General features: G+C 71.3%; 14 protein-coding genes and 1 rRNA gene. 8 read left to right on the forward strand and 7 right to left on the reverse strand.

Going from position 1 to position 16857, the window contains the following annotated elements:
• Positions 1-9: 9 nt before the first annotated feature.
• Positions 10-699, reverse strand: coding sequence for a lysophospholipid acyltransferase family protein (locus ACFQGL_RS26965; protein WP_377515288.1), 690 nt, complete (start codon positions 697-699; stop codon positions 10-12).
• Positions 700-863: 164 nt separating this feature from the next.
• Positions 864-4034: an isoleucine--tRNA ligase gene (ileS, locus tag ACFQGL_RS26970; RefSeq protein WP_377515289.1), complete on the reverse strand. Its 3171-nt coding sequence runs from the start codon at positions 4032-4034 to the stop codon at positions 864-866.
• A gap of 373 nt (positions 4035-4407) precedes the next feature.
• Here ileS and ACFQGL_RS26975 point away from each other — a divergent pair, with 373 nt between their 5' ends.
• The 6 genes from ACFQGL_RS26975 (at position 4408) to ACFQGL_RS27000 (ending at position 9485) form a co-directional block, all read left to right on the forward strand.
• Entirely contained in the window at positions 4408-5427 is a 1020-nt protein-coding gene (locus tag ACFQGL_RS26975; protein ID WP_377515290.1) for an ArsR family transcriptional regulator, read from the forward strand.
• A gap of 59 nt (positions 5428-5486) precedes the next feature.
• Positions 5487-6497, forward strand: a complete 1011-nt coding sequence (locus tag ACFQGL_RS26980) for an ABC transporter ATP-binding protein (RefSeq protein WP_377515291.1) — start codon at positions 5487-5489, stop codon at positions 6495-6497.
• Positions 6494-7267, forward strand: coding sequence for an ABC transporter permease (locus ACFQGL_RS26985; protein ID WP_377515292.1), 774 nt, complete (start codon positions 6494-6496; stop codon positions 7265-7267). The genes ACFQGL_RS26980 and ACFQGL_RS26985 overlap by 4 nt, the downstream gene beginning before the upstream one ends.
• A 10-nt stretch (positions 7268-7277) precedes the next feature.
• Entirely contained in the window at positions 7278-8066 is a 789-nt protein-coding gene (locus ACFQGL_RS26990) for an ABC transporter permease (RefSeq protein ID WP_377515293.1), read from the forward strand.
• A 106-nt stretch (positions 8067-8172) separates the two neighbouring features.
• On the forward strand, positions 8173-8613 hold the full coding sequence (locus tag ACFQGL_RS26995) for a carboxymuconolactone decarboxylase family protein (RefSeq protein ID WP_377515294.1): 441 nt from the start codon (positions 8173-8175) through the stop codon (positions 8611-8613).
• A 134-nt stretch (positions 8614-8747) separates the two neighbouring features.
• Positions 8748-9485 (forward strand): sigma factor-like helix-turn-helix DNA-binding protein, encoded by a 738-nt coding sequence (locus ACFQGL_RS27000; protein WP_377515295.1) that lies wholly within the window; start codon positions 8748-8750, stop codon positions 9483-9485.
• Positions 9486-9495: 10 nt separating this feature from the next.
• On the opposite strand, the gene ndk is transcribed toward ACFQGL_RS27000, so the two are convergent.
• Positions 9496-9921, reverse strand: a complete 426-nt coding sequence (gene ndk / locus ACFQGL_RS27005; protein ID WP_377515296.1) for a nucleoside-diphosphate kinase — start codon at positions 9919-9921, stop codon at positions 9496-9498.
• A 142-nt stretch (positions 9922-10063) separates the two neighbouring features.
• On the opposite strand from ndk, the gene ACFQGL_RS27010 reads away from it, so the two are divergent.
• Complete coding sequence (locus ACFQGL_RS27010; protein ID WP_377515297.1) at positions 10064-11431, forward strand: VOC family protein; 1368 nt, start codon at positions 10064-10066, stop codon at positions 11429-11431.
• Positions 11432-11449: 18 nt separating this feature from the next.
• On the opposite strand, the gene ACFQGL_RS27015 is transcribed toward ACFQGL_RS27010, so the two are convergent.
• From ACFQGL_RS27015 to ACFQGL_RS27025, 3 genes are read right to left on the reverse strand one after another with little or no spacing between them, the layout of a single operon-like run.
• Positions 11450-11854, reverse strand: a complete 405-nt coding sequence (locus tag ACFQGL_RS27015) for a DUF4233 domain-containing protein (protein WP_377515298.1) — start codon at positions 11852-11854, stop codon at positions 11450-11452.
• On the reverse strand, positions 11851-13185 hold the full coding sequence (locus ACFQGL_RS27020; RefSeq protein ID WP_377515300.1) for a bifunctional folylpolyglutamate synthase/dihydrofolate synthase: 1335 nt from the start codon (positions 13183-13185) through the stop codon (positions 11851-11853). Before ACFQGL_RS27020 ends, ACFQGL_RS27015 begins: the two co-directional genes overlap by 4 nt.
• Positions 13182-15800: a valine--tRNA ligase gene (locus ACFQGL_RS27025; protein WP_377515301.1), complete on the reverse strand. Its 2619-nt coding sequence runs from the start codon at positions 15798-15800 to the stop codon at positions 13182-13184. Before ACFQGL_RS27025 ends, ACFQGL_RS27020 begins: the two co-directional genes overlap by 4 nt.
• A 70-nt stretch (positions 15801-15870) precedes the next feature.
• On the opposite strand from ACFQGL_RS27025, the gene ACFQGL_RS27030 reads away from it, so the two are divergent.
• Entirely contained in the window at positions 15871-16557 is a 687-nt protein-coding gene (locus ACFQGL_RS27030; protein WP_377515302.1) for a hypothetical protein, read from the forward strand.
• A 229-nt stretch (positions 16558-16786) separates the two neighbouring features.
• On the opposite strand, the gene rrf is transcribed toward ACFQGL_RS27030, so the two are convergent.
• Positions 16787-16857: ribosomal RNA gene (gene rrf, locus ACFQGL_RS32190) — 5S ribosomal RNA — on the reverse strand; the annotation flags it as partial.

Raw genomic sequence — 16857 nt, forward strand, 5'->3', positions numbered from 1 at the left:
GAGGCGGCGTCAGGCGTCCCGGGTCGGGTCGGGGTGGGCGCGGGGCGGGGCGTAGCGGGGGACGTACTCCTGGCCGGTGAGCTTCTGGATCTCGCTCATGATCTCGTCGGTCATCTGACGCAGCGAGGTGCGGTCGTCCGGCCGGCCGGTGAAGTCCAGCGGCTTGCCGAACCGGACCGTGATCTTGGCGGAGCCGGGACGGGGCACCCGGGTGCCGATCGGCTGAGCCTTGTCCGTACCGATCATGCCGACCGGGATGACCGGCACCCCGGCGGAGAGCGCCAGCCGGGCGGCCCCGGTCCGTCCCCGGTAGAGCTTGCCGTCCGGCGAGCGGGTGCCCTCCGGGTAGACCACCACCAGGTCGCCGCCCTTGAGCGCCGGAATCGCCGCGTCGAACGCGGACAGCGCCGCCCGCCCACCGGCACGCTCGACCGGGATGGCGCCCAGGCCGGTGAGGACGAACTTGGAGATCGCGCCCTTCACGCCAGTGCCCTTGAAGTACTCGGACTTCGCCCAGAACGCCAGGTGGCGGGGCACCACGGTGCCGAGGAACAGCTCATCGGCCACCGAAAGATGGTTGCCGGCGAAGACCGCGCCACCCGTCGCCGGCACGTGCTCCAGCCCCTCCACGGTCGGGCGGAACGCCAACCGCAGCGTGGGCGCCACGGTGAGCTTGCCGATGGTGTAGAGCAGGGGCACTGGTCCTCCGGCAGATCGGGTTCGAACAGGGCGGTGTCACGGTAGCGGACGCCTCCACATCCTCCCGACGGAGGTGGCAAGACGTCCGCGCAATGGCGGCGCCGCAGTTTAAGGAAGGGACCCTTCCTCTACACGAGGCGTTAGGAAGGGTCCCTTCCTTACACTCAGACCCGGCGGACGGCGACCGTCACCCGGTCGCCCTCGCCGACCTCGCCGGCGAAGCCGTCGACACCCTCGGCGAAGTCGACCGAGTCGGCCAGCACCTCCCCGGCGACGAAGTCGGTGAACGCGGACACCGCGGCGCGTACCTCCTCGGAGGCCGACACCGACACCACGATCCGGTCCGAGACGTCCAGGTCGGCGTCGCGGCGGGCCTGCTGCACGACCCGGACCACGTCCCGGGCCAGCCCCTCGGCGGCCAGCTCCGGGGTGACCTCGGTGTCCAGCACCACCACACCCTCACCGCCGGGCAGCGGCGCGGAGTGCTCGGCGTCGGCGGCGACCAGGCGCAGCTCGTACTCGCCCTCGGCCAGGGTGACGCCGGCGGCCACCGGGGCACCGTCGACCAGCTCCCAGTCGCCCGCCTTGACCGCCTTGATCACCTGCTGGACCTGCTTGCCGACCCGCGGGCCGAGCGCCCGGGGCACCACGGTCAACACCTGCTCGCAGTACGCGGACAGCTCCGCGCTGAACTCCACCGCCTTCACGTTGACCTCGTCGGTGACCAGGTCGGCGAACGGCCGCAGTTGCTCCGCCGCCGGCGAGGCCACGGTCAGCTTCGACAGCGGCAGCCGCACCCGCAGCCCCTTGGCCTTGCGCAGCGACAGCGCCGCCGAGGCGACCGCCCGGGTGGCGTCCATGGCGGCGACCAGGTCGTGGTCGGCCGGGAACTCGGTCGCCTCGGGCCAGTCGGTGAGGTGCACCGAGCGCTCACCGGTGAGCCCGCGCCAGATCTCCTCCGCGGTCAGCGGCGCGAGCGGCGCCACCACCCGGCAGAGCGTCTCCAGCACCGTCCAGAGGGTGTCGAAGGCGTTCGCGTCCCCGGACCAGAACCGGTCCCGGGACCGGCGCACGTACCAGTTGGTCAGCGCGTCCAGGTAGGACCGGACGGTGGCGCAGGCGCCGGAGATGTCGTACGCCTCCATCTGCCCCTGGACCGTCGACACCAACTCGTTGGTCTTCGCCAGCACGTACCGGTCGAGCAGGTGCGTCGAGTCGGTACGCCGCCGTGCGGAGTACCCGTCCGCGTTGGCGTAGAGGGTGAAGAAGTACCAGACGTTCCACAGCGGCAGCAGCACCTGCCGTACGGAGTCCCGGATGCCCGCCTCGGTGACCGCCATGTCCCCGCCGCGCAGCACCGGTGAGGACATCAGCATCCAGCGCATCGCGTCCGAGCCGTACGCGTCGAAGACGTGGTAGACGTCCGGGTAGTTGCGCAGGCTCTTGGACATCTTGCGGCCGTCCGAGCCGAGCAGGATGCCGTGGCTCAGGCAGTTGCGGAACGCCGGCCGGTCGAACAGCGCGGTGGCCAGCACGTGCATGGTGTAGAACCAGCCGCGGGTCTGCCCGATGTACTCGACGATGAAGTCGCCCGGGTAGTGGTGCTCGAACCAGTCGGCGTTCTCGAACGGGTAGTGCACCTGGGCGAACGGCATCGAGCCGGACTCGAACCAGCAGTCCAGCACCTCCGGTACCCGACGCATCATCGACCTGCCGGTCGGGTCGTCCGGGTTGGGGCGGACCAGGTCGTCCACCGCCGGCCGGTGCAGGTCGGTCAGGCGTACGCCGAAGTCCCGCTCGATGTCGGCCAGCGAGCCGTAGACGTCCAGCCGGGGGTAGTTCGGGTCGTCCGACTTCCAGGCCGGGATCGGCGAGCCCCAGAACCGGTTCCGGCTGATCGACCAGTCCCGGGCGTTCGCCAGCCACTTACCGAACGAGCCGTCCTTGATGTGCCCCGGCGTCCAGTTGATCTGCTGGTTCAGCTCGACCATCCGGTCCCGGAACTGCGTCACCGCGACGAACCACGACGACACCGCCTTGTAGACCAGCGGGGTGTCACAGCGCCAGCAGTGCGGGTACGAGTGGGTGTAGGTGTCCTGCTTGAGCACCACCCCCCGCTCCTTGAGTTCCCGGATCACCGGCTTGTTGACGTCGAAGACCTGCTCACCCTGGTACGGCGGGACCAGCGCGGTGAACCGGGTGTGGTCGTCCACCGTGACGATGGTGGGGATGCCCGCGGCGTTGCAGACGTTCTGGTCGTCCTCACCGAAGGCCGGGGCGAGGTGCACGATCCCGGTGCCGTCCTCGGTGGTGACGAACTCCGCGCCGAGCACCTGGTACGCGTTCTCGCCGGCCTGCTCGACGAGGAAGTCGTAGAGCGGGGTGTAGCGGCGTCCGACCAGGTCCCGGCCGTACACCGTGCCGACCTGCTGGTACCCGTCCAGCTCCTTGGCGTACGCGGCCAGCCGCGCCGCGCCGACGACGTAGCGGTCCCCACTGCCCTCGCTGTCGGGGGACCCCCGGTGCTCCAGCACCGCGTACTCGATGTCCGGGCCGACGGCGAGCGCCAGGTTCGACGGCAGGGTCCACGGCGTGGTGGTCCAGACGCCCAGCTTGACCGGCCCGCGCAGCAGCTCCGGGGCGGACTCGTCCGGGGTCAGCCCGAACCAGACCGACAGGGTCGGGTCGTGCCGGTCCCGGTAGACGTCGTCCATCCGGGTCTCGGTGTTCGACAGCGGCGTCTCACAGCGCCAGCAGTACGCCAGGACCCGGAAGCCCTCGTAGATCAGACCCTTGTCGTGCAGGGTCTTGAAGGCCCACATGACGCTTTCCATGTAGTCCAGGTCGAGGGTCTTGTAGTCGTTGGCGAAGTCGACCCAGCGGGCCTGCCGGTTGATGTACCGCTCCCAGTCCTGGGTGAACTCCAGCACCGAGGTGCGGCAGGCCTCGTTGAACCGGGCCACGCCGAGATCGATGATCTCGGCCTTGCTGGTGATGCCGAGCTGCTTCTCGGCCACCACCTCGGCGGGCAGGCCGTGGCAGTCCCAGCCGAAACGCCGCTCGACGTGCCGCCCGCGCATGGTCTGGTAGCGCGGCACCACGTCCTTGACGTACCCGGTGAACAGGTGGCCGTAGTGCGGCAGACCGTTGGCGAACGGCGGGCCGTCGTAGAAGACGTACTCGTTCTTGCCGTCGTCGCCGGCCGGACGGGCCTCGACGCTCGCCTCGAAGGTCTTGTCGGCCGTCCAGTGCTCCAGCACCCGGCGCTCGACCGCGGGCAGGTCCGGGCTCGCCGGGACACCGGCGGCGGTCGGGTCGTGCAACGGATAGGCCATCGGGGGTCGCTCTCCTCGCGCAGCTCACTCAACAGTGGGTCTGCGAGGACGAACCTTCCGGGTACGCCGTGACGGCGCTCCCGGGTGGCCCGCGGTACCACCCCGCTTGACGGTCAGGATCGACCGCCCGCTCATTGCCGGCTGTGACGGGCCGCACCCGTCCGGTTCTACTGGGCCGGTTGCCCGGCTGTTCTTCCGGAGGCTCACCGGTGATGGCCGGGTCATCGCCTTACGGTGCCCAACGATACTCGACCCACCCACCGACCCGCCGCCGAGTAATCCGAAGGAAGGGCCCCCTCTTAACGTCTCGTGTTGTACAAGGGTCCCTTCCTTACGTCTGGGGGTGTTCCGCCACCCGACTACGCTCACCGGCGTGATCCGGATCGAGCTGGACGAGGCGACGTTGACCCGTACCCGGATCGCGACCAGCCCGCTCTGGGAGGTGCTGACCAGCCTGTACGTACTGCAGCGCAATCCGAGCGAGGCGCCCTGGCCGTACACCGGTTGGGCCCGGCACGCCCGGCGGGTGCTGGCCGAGGTGCCGGCGACCGCGCCGGCCCGGTTGCTCACGATCGGCTCCCGCGCACCCGACTTCCTCTCCCCGATTCCCACGTCGGCCGAGCCGACCCTGGCCGAGCAGCTCGCCGAACTGCGCGCGACGCCGGCGGAGGTGATCGCCGAGCAGATCCCTCGCTACCACCGGCCCGACGACCTGCCCGATTGGCTGAGCCCGTTCGTCACGAACCGGCAGGCCGCTTTGGACCGACTCGCCGACGCCATCGAGGCGTACTGGGACGCGGCGATCGCGCCCTGGTGGTCGGCGATGCGGGCAGCACTGGACGAGGAGGTGCTGCACCGGGCGCGGGCGCTCGCCGCGCACGGCCCGGACGCGCTGCTGGCCGACCTGCACGACCGGGTGCGGTGGGAGAAGCCGGTGCTAACCCTGGTGAAGCCGCTGGAGCAGCACTTCGAAGCGGTCGACCAGCGACTCCTGCTCGTCCCGTTGATCTTCTCGCGCGGCGCGCTCACCTACTCGACCGATCACCCGGAGATCGTCGCCATCTCCTACCAGGCGCGCGGCGCGGCACTGCTGGCCGAGGGCACGCCCGCCCCGCAGGGCCGGGCCGTGCCGACGACCGACCGGCTGGCCGTACTGGTCGGGCGGGGGCGGGCCCAGGTGCTGCGGGCGCTGACCCGGCCGGCCACCACCGCCGGCCTCGCCGCCACTCTGGGGCTGGCCCCGAGCACCGTCTCGGAGCAGCTCTCCGCGCTGCTCACCGCCGGTGTGGTGCACCGCCGCCGGGTGGGGAGACGGGTGCTGTACGGCCTGGAGCCGGCCGGCGTGGCCCTGGTGCAGCTGATCGGCGACGAGCCGCTGACCGCCTCGGCCTGACCATTCGGTCGGATCCGAATTCGTTTCCCGCCCCTGTCGGCGGCTCCTAGCCTGCGGCCATGAGCGAAAACGCGATCGAGGCGGTCGGGCTGCGCCGCACCTACCGCAGCCGTACCGGATGGTTACGACCCCAGCGCCGGGAGGTGGAGGCGGTCCGCGGCGTCGACCTGACGGTCGGCAACGGGGAGCTGTTCGGCCTGCTCGGCCCGAACGGCGCTGGCAAGACGACGACCATCAAGCTGCTGAACACGCTACTCATCCCGACCGCCGGCGAGGCCCGGATCTGTGGCTTCGACGTGGTCCGGCAGACCCGGGAGGTACGGCGACGGATCGGGTACGTCTTCGGCGGTGACCGGGGGCTCTACGACCGGCTCTCCGCGCGGGACAACCTGCGCTACTTCGCCGAGTTGTACGGCGTGCCGGGGCGCGAGCAGAGGACGCGCATCGCCGAGCTCCTCGAACTGGTCCGGCTGACCGGCCGGGAGAACGACCGGGTGGAGGGCTACTCCCGAGGTATGCGACAGCGGCTGCACATCGCCCGTGGCCTGCTGCACCGGCCACGGGTGCTCTTCCTCGACGAACCGTCGATCGGAGTGGACCCGGTGGCCGCCCGGGAGCTGCGCCAGACCGTGGCCGACCTGGCCGCCACCGGCACCACCGTGCTGCTCACCACCCACTACATGGCGGAGGCGGACGAGCTGTGCGGCCGGATCGCGGTGATCGCGAACGGCACCATCCAGGCCCTCGGCACGCCCGCCGAACTGCGGCACCACGCCGACGGCCGGCAGGTGCTGGAGGTGGAGGCGTACGGGGTGGGTGACGCCCAGCTCGCCGTGATCCACGCCCTGCCGGGCGTACGCGAGGCGAGCGTGGTCGTCACGGGTGCCGCGCAGGTGTTGACCGTGCAGTCCGACGCGGGGGTGGACGTGCAGGCGGACGTGCTGCGGGCACTGGACGGGGTCCGGCTGGGCCGGGTCACCGCCCGGCAGCCCACCCTGGAGGACGCGTACGTGGCGATCGTGAACCGGGTCGACGCGCAGTCCCGCCTGCTCGAGGCGGTGGCCGGGTGAGAACGCTACGGATGATCGCGATCGGCGCGCTGCTGCACGCCAAGCAGCTCAGCCGGTCGCCGTTCGAGATCACCACCGCGCTGATCGTGCCGGTGGTACAGGCGACCCTGGCCGTCTACCTGTTCCGGGCCGGTGGTGAGCCCGGCCGCCTGCTGGAGGCCGCGGTCGGCGCGGGGCTGATGGGCGTCTGGTCGTCGGTGCTGTTCGGCTCGGGCGGCGCGATCCAGAACCAGCGCTGGCAGGGCACTCTGGAGATGATCATGTTGGCGCCCCGGCCGCCGGCCCTGGTGGTGCTGCCGATCACGCTGGCCACCGCGCTCACCGGCACGTACGCCATGCTCGCCACGCTGGCCTGGGGCCGGCTGCTGTACGGCATTCCGTTGACCTTCGCCGACCCGCTGGCATTCGTGGTCGCCGTGCCCGGCTGCATCGTCGGGCTCGGCATGTTCGGCCTGCTGCTCGCGTCCACCTTCGTGCTGCTGCGCAATGCCAACGCGCTGGCCAACACGTTGGAGTACCCGATCTGGCTGGTCTCCGGGATGCTCGTGCCGATCACCTCCCTGCCCGGCTGGACCGGCCCGATCGCCGCCGTCCTGCCCACCACCTGGGGAGCACGCGCGGTCCGCGAGGCGGCCACCGGCAGCGGGCCGGTCTGGCCGTCGCTCGGCATCTGCCTGGCCATCAGCCTGGCCTGCCTGGCGCTCGGCGCGATCATGATGACCCACGTCGAGCGGCGGGCCCGCGCGGCGGCCACTCTCGCGCTGGCCTGAGGAGGCGACGATGACCGCACTGTTCCGCCTGATCGGCACCGGTGGCGTGATCGCCTACCGGGCTCTGTTCAACTGGACCACTCCGGCGATGTTCGTCGGCACGCTGCTCGTCGGCCCGCTGTTTCAGTTGCTCTTCTTCGCCTACCTGGGACGGCAACTCGGAGTCGCCGACGACGGCTTCTACATCACCGGCAACGCGGTGCTGGCCGCCTCGACCGCCTGCGTGTTCGGCGGCACCATGGCGGTCTCCAACGAGCGGCGCTTCGGCACCCTCGGGCACGTGCTGCTCTCACCGCGCAGCCGTACCGCGGTCTTCCTCGGCCGGGTCCTGCCGTACGCGGCGAACGGCCTGCTGATCGCGGTGACCACACTGACCGCCGCGGCGCTGCTGCTCGGCCTGCGGGTGCCGGTCGACGCGCTGCCGGGGCTGGCGCTGGCGCTGGCGGTCGCGGCGCTGGCCTGTGGCTTCTTCGGCCTGACCCTGGGTGCGATCGGGCTGCGCTTCCGCGACGTCTGGCTGGTCTCCAACGTCTCGGTGGCGCTGCTGCTCCTGCTGACCGGGGTGAACGTGCCGGCCGCCGTACTGCCGGCCTGGATGCGGGTGACCGGCGAACTTCTGCCGATCACCCACGCCGCCGAGGCGGCCCGCCGCCTGGTCGCCGGCGACGGTTTCCGGGCCGCCGCCCCACAACTGGCGGCCGAGGCGGCCATCGGAGTCGCCTACGCCCTCCTGGCCGCCGCCCTACTCAAACTCTTCGAAGCCGAATCCCGCCGCCGAGCCTCCCTGGAGACCCTCTGACCCCCCGGGGGGATCGGCAGCCATGAGCAGGGTCACAGCCGGCGGTTGTCACGGAGAAGCCCGGCTGGTTCGTCGTGACGGTGTCGGACCGATCAGGGAGGTAGTCATGCAGCGGATGAACGCGGCCGAGGTCGCGCCGAAGGCTTACCAGGCCGTCCTGGGGCTGGAGAAGTACGTCCAGACAAACGTCGACCACACCGTGCTGGAGCTGGTCAAGCTGCGCGCGTCGATGCTGAACGGCTGCGCGTACTGCGTGGACATGCACAGCCGGGACGCGCTCGGCGCCGGCGAGTCGAGCCGGCGGCTGTTCGCGGTGGCCGCCTGGCGCGAGGCGCCGTTCTTCGACGAGCGGGAGCGCGCCGCGCTGGCGCTCACCGACGCGGTGACCAAGCTCGGCGAGCACGGCGTGCCGGACGACGTGTGGGACGCCGCCGCGAAGGTCTGGTCGGAGAAGGAACTGGCCGACCTGGTCGTCGCGATCGCCACAATCAACGTATGGAACCGACTCGCGGTGACGATGCGGGCGGAGCCCCCGGCCCAGGTGTGACGACCGAAGCGGCAGACGCGGCCGGTGCGCTCCAAGCGCACCGGCCGATGCTGCTCGGCCTCGCCTATCGCCTGCTCGGCAGCCACCACGATGCCCAGGACGTGCTCTAGGAGGCGTACCTGCGCTGGCTGGGCGTGGACCGCACGACGGTGGACGAGCCACGCCGCTACCTGTCCCGGGTGGTCACCCGCTTGTCCCTGGATCGGCTGCGAGCCCGGCAGGCGGCCCGCGAGACGTACGTCGGGACATGGCTGCCCGAGCCGGTGCCGACCGAGCCCTCGCCGTTCGGGCCACTGGACCGCGTGGAACTGCGCGACTCGCTCTCCATCGCGCTGCTGCACGTGCTGGAGCGGCTCACCCCACCGGAGCGCGCGGTGTACGTCCTGCACACCGCCTTCGAGCTGCCGTACGCCGAGATCGCGGAAATCCTGGACCGGACCCCGGCGGACTGCCGGCAACTCCAGCACCGGGCGGCCACCCGGGTACGCCAGGAGCAGCGCCGGTTCACCGCCACCCGGCCGGAGCGGGAACGGCTGCTCAACGCGTTCCTGGCCGCCGCCCGGGACGGGGACCTGGCGACGCTCACCGGTCTGGTCGCCACCGACGCCACGGCCTGGAACGACGGTGGTGGTCGGGTGCGGGCCGCCCTCAACCCGGTCACCGGCGCGGACCGGATCGCCCGGTTCTACGCCGGGATCTACGGCCCGCACCGCCAGATGACGATGGATCCGGTCGAGCTCAACGGGGAACCCGCCGTGCTGATCACCCGCGCGGACGGCAGCCGGTACACCATGACCGTCGCCGCGGCGGACGGGCGGATCACCGGAATCTACGTAGTCGGCAATCCGACGAAGCTGCCCCCGGAGGGCTGAATCGCGAGCGTCAGCCGAGCTCGGGGAACCAGAGCGCGATCTCGCGCTTGGCGCTGTCCGGCGAGTCGGACGCGTGCACCAGGTTCTCCCGGTTGGAGAGCGAGAGGTCGCCCCGGATGGTGCCGGCGGCGGCCTTGCGACCGTCGGTCGCGCCGACCAGCCCGCGCACCACGTCGATCACCTGGTCACCCGAGAGGACCAGCGCGACCAGCGGGCCGCCGGTCATGAAGTCCTTCAACGGCGGGTAGAACGCCTTGTCGACGTGCTCGGCGTAGTGCTCGTCGGCGAGCGCGGCGTCCATCGTCCGGCACACCATCGCGTCGATCCGCAGCCCCTTGCGCTCGAAGCGGGAGAGGACCTCGCCGACCAGGCCGCGGCGAACCGCGTCGGGCTTGATCAGCACGAGGCTGCGCTCATCCGGGCTGTTGCTGGACACGCTGGGTTCCTCCTGTAAGCGCTGGACGCTCGGGATCGGTACGGTCAGCCTAGCGACCCGGTCCCGGCGCCGGCGCGGCGGCCGGTCTTTCCCCCGGTGGCCAATCCGGCCTAGCCTGGCCCTGACCCCCGGGAGGTCCACTGTGGCGAATGGCGGGAACCGGCCCATCGCGCCGGTACGCAAGCTGATCGGCACGGTGCTGGGCACCGTGGCCACCTTCGTCGTCCTCTTCGGGCTGGGCATGACCAGCTGGGCCATCGTGGCGCTCGGGGTCGCCCTGCTGGTGCTGGCGATCGCGCTGGCCACCGTACGCGGCGGCGGCCGTACCTGGGTGGTCGGTGTCGGGCACGTGCACAGCGCCTCCGAACCACCCACCCAGTACGCGTTCGGCCGCTGCGAGCTGCAACTGGTCATCGACGCGCCCGGGCTGCCGCCCCGCTCCAAGAAGATCATCGAGCCGCGGGTGGCGGTCTCCAAGTGGCCATCGTTGGGCCAGACCCTGCCGATTCGGGTCGCGCTCGACGACCAGCGGCACGTCAAGGTCCTCTGGGACGAGGTGCCGACCCACGCCGAGACCGCCGCTGCCGTCGCCGACCTCCCGCCGGAGTTCGCCGACGCCGACGCCCTGGACGACGTACTGATCCAGCAGGACGCTCCGCCGTGGGCCGACCGTGGGCCGGACGACGACTTCCGGGACCCGCTCGGCCCGGACCCGTTCGGCGACCCCCTGCGGTCCGACCCACTGCGCAATGACCCACTGCGCAACGACCCGCTGCGCGACGACCTGGGCGCACCGTCCGAGGAGCGCGAGCCGGTGGTCGTGCACCAGAGCCCGGGCGGCCCGGTGGTGCTGGAGGGCGTCGTGATCGAGCAGCAGGCCGGCGGCGGGCTGCCCCGCCGGGCCACCCCCGCACCGCGTACGCCCGCCGAGGAACGCTTCGACGAGCCCGCCGATGACCAGTTCGACCCGCCGCCCGCGCAGCGGTCCGGCTCGACCACGACGGACCCGCTGGACCCACTCGACCTCCCGTTGGACGACCCCACCGCCTCCTCGGCGCGGGAGACCGTCAGTGCCGAGGAACTGGACGAGGCCATCTTCGGGTACGACGCGGTAGCCGCCGCCGACCCGGCCGCCCCGATCAGCGGTGTGGGTCTCACCCTGCTGGTCACCGACCTGTCCCGATCCCTCGACTTCTACCGCGACGTGCTCGGCTTCACCGAGGTCGACCGGGGTACCGGCAACGCGGTGCTCGCCTCCGGCACGACCCGGCTGGTGCTGCGGGAGGTGACCGGTGCGGCGCCGATCAGCCGTCGGCTGGTGCACGTCAACCTCGAGGTGGACGACATCGAGGCGGCGTACGAGCGGCTCCGCGGCTCGGGTGTCCGCTTCACGTACGCGCCGCGGGTGGTCAACCGGGGCACCAAGCTGGAGGTGTGGGCGGCCGCGTTCCGCGACCCGGACGGCCACGGCATCGCGCTCACCCAGTGGCGCGAGCGGGCGGACGCCTGACCCGACCGGGGCCCGGCGTCAGCCCAGGATGACCCGGCGGACGTGCAGCGCGTACGCCCAGACCAGGGCGAAGATGACGCCCAGCGCGAACAGCGACCAGTGCAGCAGGCCGGCCAGCAGCAGCAGGCCCTGGAGTACGGTGCCGGCGTTCCAGGCCCAGGGCCGACGCATCATGCCGGCCAGCAGGAAGCCGGCCACCGCCAGCGCCACCACGGCACCGATCGCCGCGCCGCTCAGGTCACCGCCGACCACCCGGATCGGCTGGATGGCCAGCAGCAGCACCAGCGCCTCCAGGCCGAGCGTGCCGGCACCCAGACCGCGTACCGCCCGCTCCGGGTTGCGCAGCCCGGAGCGCCGTGCCGTCGGCGGGTCGACGGCGGGCGGGTTTTCGCTGGTCGGCGGGCCCTGCTCCGGATCCGTCATCGCTTCAGCAGCCGACGAGCGTCCGCCACCGTCACCACCGAACCTGTGATCAGCACCCCGACCCCGCTGAGCTCACCGGGGACGTCCTCCTCGGCCAACGCCACCGCGGTCTCGATCGCGTCCGGAATCTCCTCGGCCGCCTCGACCCGGTCCTCGCCGAAGATCTCGACGGCCAGTGCGGAGAGGTCCGCCGTGTCCATCGCCCGCGGCGAGCTGTTGCGGGTGACCACCACCAGGTCGACCACCGGCTCCAGTAGCTCCAGCAGGCTCGACGCGTCCTTGTCGGCGAGTACGCCCACCACGGCCACCAGCTTGCTGAACGCGAACTCCTCCTGGAGCGCGGTGACGGTCGCGGCCATGCCGTGCGGGTTGTGCGCGCCGTCCAGCAGCACGGTCGGGGCGCTGCGTACCCGCTCCAGCCGGCCCGGGGAGCTGGCCGTGCCGAAGCCCTCCCGGACCGCCTCGATGTCCAACTGCTTGCGGGTGCCCGCGCCCAGGAACGCCTCCACCGCGGCGAGCGCCACCGCCGCGTTCTGCGCCTGGTGCGCGCCGTGCAGCGGAATGAACACCTCGTCGTAGACACCGCCGAGGCCCTGCAGGGTGAGCACCTGGCCGCCGACCGCGACGGCCCGGCGCAGCACGCCGAACTCGGCACCCTCGCGGGCGATCGTGGCACCGACCTCGGCACAGCGTTCGAGGAGCGGACGCGCCGCCTCCTCCTCCTGCGCCGCCGAGATCACGGTGGCGCCGGGATGGATGATGCCGGCCTTGGCCAGCGCGATGTCCTGGAGGGTGTCGCCGAGGAACTCGGTGTGGTCCAGGCCGATCGGAGTGATCACGCAGACCCCGGCCTGGATGACGTTGGTGGCGTCCTCCGCGCCGCCCAGGCCCACCTCGACCACCGCGATGTCGACCGGCGCGTCGGCGAACGTGGCGAACGCCAGGGCGGTGGTCATGTCGAAGTAGGTCAGCGGCTCGGCCGACTGCGCGTCGACCAGCTCGGCCAGCGGCTTGATCTCGCGGTATACCGCGGCGAACCGATCCTCGCTGACCGGCTCGCCGTCCAGGCTGATCCGCTCCCGGATGGTCTCCAGGTGCGGGCTGGTGTAACGGCCGGTGTGCAGGCCGAACGCCCGGAGCAGCGAGTCGATCATCCGGGCCGTGGAGGTCTTGCCGTTCGTGCCGGTCAGATGGATCGACGGGTACGCCCGCTGCGGGCTGCCGAGCAGGTCGAGCAGCGACTCGATCTTGTCCAGCTCGAAGACCATGCGGGTGAAGCCGCGAGCCTCCAACTCGGCCTCGGCGGCGGCGAATTCGGTACGGTCTGTCACGAGGAAAGTGTCTCCAGAGCAGCGTCGATCCGGACCAGGTCGGCCTCGGCGGTCGCCAGCCGGTCGCGGATCTTCGCGACCACCGGCTCGGGGGCCTTGCCGATGAAGGCCGGGTTGTCGAGCTTCGCCCGGGCCTGGGCGACCTCCTTCTCGGCGGCCGCGCGGTCCTTGGTCAGCCGGGCCCGTTCGGCGGCCACGTCGATCGACCCCCGGGTGTCCAACGCGACACCGACCGCACCGGGCATGGCCAGCGTGGCGCTGGCCTGGAAGTCCGCACCGGCCGGGTCCAGACGGACCAGCGAGCGGATCAGCGGCTCGTGGGCCGCGATGCCGGCCCCGGTCAGACCGTCCAGGCGGGCGGCCACCCGCTGAGTCGGGCGCAGACCCTGGTCGGACCGGAACCGGCGGATCTCGGTGACCACCCGCTGGACGGCGACCAGCTCCGCCTCGGCGGCGTCGTCGACCAGCGAACGGTCGGCCACCGGCCAGGCGGCGGTCTGCACCGTCTCACCGCCGGTCAGCGCGAGCCACAGCTCCTCGGTGACGAACGGGATGACCGGGTGCAGCAGCCGCAGCAGCTGGTCCAGCACGTGCCCGAGCACCCGGCGGGTGGCCTCGGCACGCTCGCCACCCTCGGCGAGCACCGGCTTGCTCAGCTCGACGTACCAGTCGCAGACGTCGTCCCAGGCGAAGTGGTAGAGCAGGTCACAGACCTTGGCGAACTCGTACGCCTCGAACTGCTCGTCCACCTCGGCGGTGACGTGCGCCAGCCGGGACAGGATCCACCGGTCGACCGTCGACAGCTCCTCGGTGGCGGGCAGGTCGCCGGTGGTGTGCGCACCGTTCATCAGCGCGAACCGGGTGACGTTCCAGAGCTTGTTGCAGAAGTTGCGCGAGCCCTGGCACCACTCCTCGCTGACCGGGACGTCCTGACCCGGGTTCGCACCACGGGCCAGGGTGAACCGGGTGGCGTCGGCGCCGAACCGGTCGATCCAGTCCAACGGGTCGACCACGTTGCCGAACGACTTGGACATCTTCTTGCCGTGCTCGTCCCGGACCATGCCGTGCAGGGCCACCACGTCGAACGGCTGCTGGCCGTCCATCGCGTAGAGCCCGAACATCATCATCCGGGCGACCCAGAAGAAGAGGATGTCGTAGCCGGTGACCAGGACGCTGGTCGGGTAGAACTTGGCCAGGTCCGGGGTCTGCTCGGGCCAGCCGAGGGTAGAGAACGGCCAGAGCGCGCTGGAGAACCAGGTGTCCAGCACGTCCTCGTCCTGCCGCCAGCCGTCGCCGGTCGGCGGCTGCTCGTCCGGGCCGACGCAGACGATCTCGCCCTGCGGGCCGTACCAGACCGGGATCCGGTGCCCCCACCAGAGCTGGCGGGAGATGCACCAGTCGTGCATGTTGTCGACCCAGGCGAAGTAGCGCTTGGCCAGCTCGGCCGGCTCGATGCGGACCCGACCGTCGCGGACCGCGTCGCCGGCGGCCTGGGCCAACGGGGCAGTGTTGACGAACCACTGCAACGACAGCCGCGGCTCGACAGTCGTCTTGCACCGCGAACAGTGCCCGACCGCGTGCACGTACGGCCGCTTCTCGGCGACGATGCGACCCTGCTCGCGCAGCGCGGCCACGATCGCCGGCCGCGCCTCGAACCGGTCCAACCCCTCGAACGGGCCGGGCACGGTGATCACGCCCCGCTCGTCCATCACGGTCAGCGCGGGGAGGTCGTGGCGCTGGCCGATCTCGAAATCGTTCGGATCGTGCGCCGGGGTCACCTTGACCATGCCGGTGCCGAAGCTCGGGTCGACGTGCGCGTCGGCCACGATCGGGATGCGGCGACCGGTCAACGGCAGCTCGACCTCGGTGCCGATCAGGTGCTGGTAACGCTCGTCGTCCGGGTGCACCGCCACGGCGGTGTCGCCCAGCATCGTCTCGGCCCGGGTGGTGGCCACCACGACCTCGTCGCTGTAGCGGATGGAGATCAGCTCACCGTCGTCGTCGGTGTGCTCGACCTCGATGTCGGAGAGCGCGGTCAGGCAGCGCGGACACCAGTTGATGATCCGGTTGGCCCGGTAGATGAGGCCCTCGTCGAAGAGCTTCTTGAAGATCGTCTGGACGGCGCGGGTCAGGCCCGCGTCCATGGTGAAGCGCTCGCGGTCCCAGTCGACCGAGTCACCGAGGCGTCGCATCTGGCCGAGGATCGCCCCACCGGACTCGGCCTTCCACTGCCAGACCCGCTCGACGAACTTCTCCCGGCCGAGGTCGTGCCGGGACAGCCCCTCGGCGGCGAGCTGGCGCTCGACCAGGTTCTGGGTGGCGATACCGGCGTGGTCCATGCCGGGCAGCCAGAGCGCCTCGAAGCCCTGCATCCGCTTACGCCGGGTCAGCGCGTCCATCAGTGTGTGCTCGAACGCGTGGCCCATGTGCAGCGAGCCGGTGACGTTGGGCGGCGGGATGACGATGGTGAACGGCGGCTTGTCGCTGTCGGCGGTGGCGCGGAAGTGCCCGGCGGCTACCCACTGCTCGTACCGTCGCTGCTCTACCTCGCCGGGCTGGTACTGGCCGGCGAGGGTGGGGGCGTCGGGGCGTCGGGCATCGAGTCTGTCGGTCACCCGAGAAAGTCTACGGAGGGCTTCCGCAGACCCGACGTGCGCCACCTGCCATTCGCGTACGGTGTCGGCTATGTCCGACGCACATCTCACCGAACGCTCGCTCGACGACGGTCGCCAGCCGGTCGAGCTGACCGACGAGCCGATCCAGCTGAGCACCCGGGACACCGGCGGTGACCCCGACGAGAAGCGGGGCGGCTGGTCCCGGCGGCGCCGGATCGGCTGGACGGCGGCGCTGGTCGTCGGCCTCGCCGGCGCGGGCGTGCTGGGCACCTTCGGGTGGCGGGTGGCAGAGCAGAAGGACACCCAGCTCAGCACACCGGACCAGGTGGCAGGGCTGACCCGGGACGACAGTGACCGGGCGAAGAGCACGGCAGACTACCTGCGGAGCGGCCTGGCCGCGGACATCGAACTGGACCGCAGCTTCGGCACCGTCTACCGCGACCCGTCCGACGACAAGCGATCGGTGCTGATCTTCGGGGGCACCACGCTGCTCTGGCAGCCGGAACGGGACCTGGACAGCCTCTTCGGCCTGATGTCCGACGAGACCGGGGCCGTCACCGGCCTACGCAAGGTGCCCGCGGGCGACCTGGGCGGCGTGTTGAAGTGCGGCAACACCAGCGGCGAGGGCGGCGACTTCGCGGTCTGCGGCTGGGCCGACCACGGCAGCGTGGTGATGGCGATGTTCCCGGGTCGCTCGGTCGACGACGCCGGAAGTCTGCTCCGCGACCTACGCGCCGGCATCCAGACCCGCGACTGACCCCGCTGGGTGACTCCGCTCCGCGCCGGGCGCGCCCGGCGCGGAGGCCGCTCGCGCACTTTCGGGGAAGTTGCTGCCTCGACGTGTCCGGAGACAGCACTTTCCCCGAAACTGCCTGGACCTTCGCCCCCACCGAATCGGGATACCCCGGTATCAGGGAACCCGTGTCGATCGCGGGTGGAGACGCAGAAAAGGCCACCCCGAATGGGGTGGCCTTTTCTGAAAGATTGTCCGGCGGTGTCCTACTCTCCCACACCCTCACGAGTGCAGTACCATCGGCGCTGGAGGGCTTAGCTTCCG

It is taken from the genome of Micromonospora vulcania (genome assembly GCF_042658605.1).
In the GTDB taxonomy this organism is placed as follows: domain Bacteria; phylum Actinomycetota; class Actinomycetes; order Mycobacteriales; family Micromonosporaceae; genus Micromonospora; species Micromonospora vulcania.

Excerpts from the sequence above, each read along its gene's own strand:
- ileS (WP_377515289.1), bottom strand. The coding sequence starts at position 4,034 with ATGGCCTATCCGTTGCACGACCCGACCGCCGCCGGTGTCCCGGCGAGC.
- ACFQGL_RS26980 (WP_377515291.1), top strand. The coding sequence starts at position 5,487 with ATGAGCGAAAACGCGATCGAGGCGGTCGGGCTGCGCCGCACCTACCGC.
- ACFQGL_RS26990 (WP_377515293.1), top strand. The coding sequence starts at position 7,278 with ATGACCGCACTGTTCCGCCTGATCGGCACCGGTGGCGTGATCGCCTAC.
- ACFQGL_RS26995 (WP_377515294.1), top strand. The coding sequence starts at position 8,173 with ATGCAGCGGATGAACGCGGCCGAGGTCGCGCCGAAGGCTTACCAGGCC.
- ACFQGL_RS27015 (WP_377515298.1), bottom strand. The coding sequence starts at position 11,854 with ATGACGGATCCGGAGCAGGGCCCGCCGACCAGCGAAAACCCGCCCGCC.
- ACFQGL_RS27030 (WP_377515302.1), top strand. The coding sequence starts at position 15,871 with ATGTCCGACGCACATCTCACCGAACGCTCGCTCGACGACGGTCGCCAG.